This window comes from Pseudomonas sp. B20, assembly GCF_020515755.1.
Classification (GTDB): Bacteria; Pseudomonadota; Gammaproteobacteria; order Pseudomonadales; family Pseudomonadaceae; genus Aquipseudomonas; species Aquipseudomonas syringae.
In genome coordinates, this window is record NZ_JAHPJG010000047.1 from 1 (window position 1) to 3,085 (window position 3,085).

Consider the following 3,085-nt stretch of genomic DNA (forward strand, 5'->3'; position numbering starts at 1 on the left):
CGCCAGATCGCCGGTTTTATACATCCTGGCATCAGGGCTGTTGCTGAAAGGATCCGCGAGGAAGCGCTCGGCGTTGACCTCTTCAAGGTTCAGATAACCGCGTGCCACGCCGTCGCCGCCAATGTAGATTTCACCGGCCACGCCATACGGCACTGGCTGCTGGTGAGCGTCAAGCAGGTAGATACGCGTGTTGGCCATCGGTTTGCCGATGGTCGCATTACCACTGCCTTCGCTGCCGGCCGCAGCGTCGTGGCTGACGTAGGCCGCAGTGCAGGACACCGTCGCTTCGGTAGGCCCATAAGTATTGATCAAACGCGTGTGCGCCGGGCGCATCTCGTCCCAGAGTTTGAGCTTCTGTGCCGACAGCGCATCGCCAGTCACGTTAATCAGACGCACATGCTGCAGACGTTGCTCAGCGACCTGCGGCTGTTTGTGCCATTCGGCCACCAGCGTATGCCAGTGCGCAGTGGTCAGGTGCAGGACGGTCGGATGAATGCCGTAATCTTCAGTCCCTTCGCTGCCGAAGATCTCGCGGCTTGGCGTCAGGGTGGCCCCGGCCAAGAGTGCCGGGAAGATTTCTTCCACCGAGAGGTCGAAGTTCAGGGTGTTCTGCTGCAGGACGGTGTCAGTTGGGGACAGAGCAAAAAGCCGCGCCGCATCGACGCTGTAGTTGACCAGGCCGCGATGCTCGATCATCACGCCTTTCGGATTGCCGGTGGAACCCGAGGTGTAGATCACATACGCCAGGTTGCGCACGCCGAGATTCGGTACGACCGGGTTGTCATCACACGCGGTGAAAGCCTGACGCTGATCGTCGTCGAGCAACACCAGCGGCAAGTTCAGCGCCGGCAAACGCTCCTGCAGATCACGCTGGGTCAGCAACGCCGACGGCGTACTGTCCTCGATCATGTAGGCCAGGCGCTCAGCCGGGTAAGCCGGGTCAAGCGGCACATAAGCGGCACCGGCCTTGAGCACACCGAGCAGGCCGACCATCATTTCCACACCGCGTTCGACGCACAGCGCCACCCGATCATCCGGGCCGATGCCCAGACCGATCAGGTGATGAGCCAGACGGTTGGCCTGACGGTTCAGTTCGGCATAGCTCAAGCGCTGCCCCTGGAACGCCACGGCGATGGCACCAGGTTGCGTGCGTACCTGGGCTTCAAACAGGTGCTGAATGCACAGGTCCGTCGGGTAGTCCTGGCGGGTCTGGTTGAAGGTCTCCAGCAGCAGGTTGCGTTCGGCGGCAGGCAGCACATCCAGCTGCGTAACGGCCATCTGCGGTGTGTGCGCCAGCGCGTCGGTCAATTGCTCCAGCGCGCACTGCATCATGGCGCACAGGCGTTGCGGATCCGCAGGCTGCATGCTGTGTATTATCAGGTCGAGTTCACTGCCGTAATCGTTGACCGACAAGCACAGCGGATAGTTGGTCCGCTCGGTGCCGTCAAGCAGGCGCATTCCCGGCCATTGCAACCGGCTGTCCTCGCCCTGGTGCCGGTAATTGAGCAGGCTGGAGAACAACGGCACCCCTGTGGCCACGCTACTGCAACGCTGGGCCAGGGCCAGTGATGCCTGCTCGTGGCTCAATAATTCGCTGAGATCACGGTGGGTGGCCATGACCAGTTCCTGGGCGCCTTGTGTGGTCAGTTGCACACGAACCGGCAGGGTGTTCATGAACATGCCCATGGCCCGCTCGGCGCCGACCGTACCTTGCAGGCGGCCGGTGACCACGGTGCCGAACACCACATCATCGCGATCAGTACAACGGGCCATCACCTGGGCCCAGGCGACATGAAACAGAACCGCCGGGGACATGCCGCGCTCCCGGGCCTGGGTCCGGATACGTGCGCAGAGGTCACTGCTCAATGCCAGTTTGGCCTCTTCGACGTCATTGCCGTCGCCCTGAACTTCCAGCAGGTCGAACGGAGCGGTGGGTGAATCCACATCAGCCAGGCGGCGGGTGAAGTAAGCTTCGTGGGCACTTGAAGGGCTGGCGAGGGTCTGTGCGACAAAATCCCGATAAGGCTGCGGTGGCAGCAGGTCTGCGCTCTGGCCTCGCATCAGCAGGCGAATTTCTTCGAGTATGAGTTCCACGGTGACGTGGTCGCTGATCATGTGATGATCAATCAGCGCCAGTAACCAACGTTCCGAGTTCGGGTCGCCAGCGATGTAGGCCAGTAGTAGCGGTGCCTGTCGCAGGTCCAGGCGCATACGACCTGGATCACTTAGCCGGTCCAGCTGACTGAGTGCGTCTTCATCCGGCGTCAGGGTGAGGGTATGGACCGGCAATTGCGCCTGGCGGTGCACCACTTGCACCGCTTGCGGCAGGCCGATCCAATGCACCGAGCTGCGCAGGATGTCATGGCGGTCGATTACCGTTTGCAGGCCCTCAAGAAAGGCGTCAAGACGCGCACGGCTGTCGAACTCGATCATCGAGCGCATCAAGTAGGCATCGCGCTCACGATTCAGCAGGTAATGGAACAGGATGCCGTCCTGAAGCGGTGCCAGCGGGTAGATGTCCTGGATATTGGCGGCGCCGCCGGGAACGGCGGAGGTGATCAGTTCAATCTGAGCGACGCTCAGTTCCACCAGCGGCAACATGTCTGGCGTCAATTGCGTGCAATGGGCCGGAATGCGGTTGGCGGGTACCTGGAACAGAACTTGTTTGTCCTGGCTGATGGCCAGGGCCATTTCACGCACGCTGGGCGCAGTGAATACAGTCTTCACGTTGAGATTCAACCCCTGCTTGCGCAGACGCTCGATCAGAGAGACGGCCAGCAGTGAGTGGCCACCGAGCTCGAAGAAGTGGTCGTGACGCCCGACCTGCTCGACGTTCAGCAGGTCTTGCCAGATAGCCACGATCTGCGTTTCGGTTTCGCCTTGCGGTGCTTCGTAGCCACGGCTGATCAGCGCATCAACGTCCGGGGCTGGCAAGGCATTGCGATCCAGCTTGCGATTCGGCGTCAGCGGCAGTTCGTCAAGCAGCACGAACGCGCTCGGGAGCATGTACTCGGCCAGTTGCGGTGCCAGTTCGGCGCGCAGTTCAGCGGCTGTAAGCTGGCTTTGCGGCTGGGCAACCACATAC

1 protein-coding gene is annotated in these 3,085 nt (G+C 61.5%); it reads right to left on the bottom strand.

Annotation, left to right across the window (positions count from 1 at the left end):
* Window positions 1–3,085: non-ribosomal peptide synthetase (locus tag LIX91_RS25455; protein WP_226489405.1), on the bottom strand; the 3,085-nt coding region annotated here is incomplete at both ends.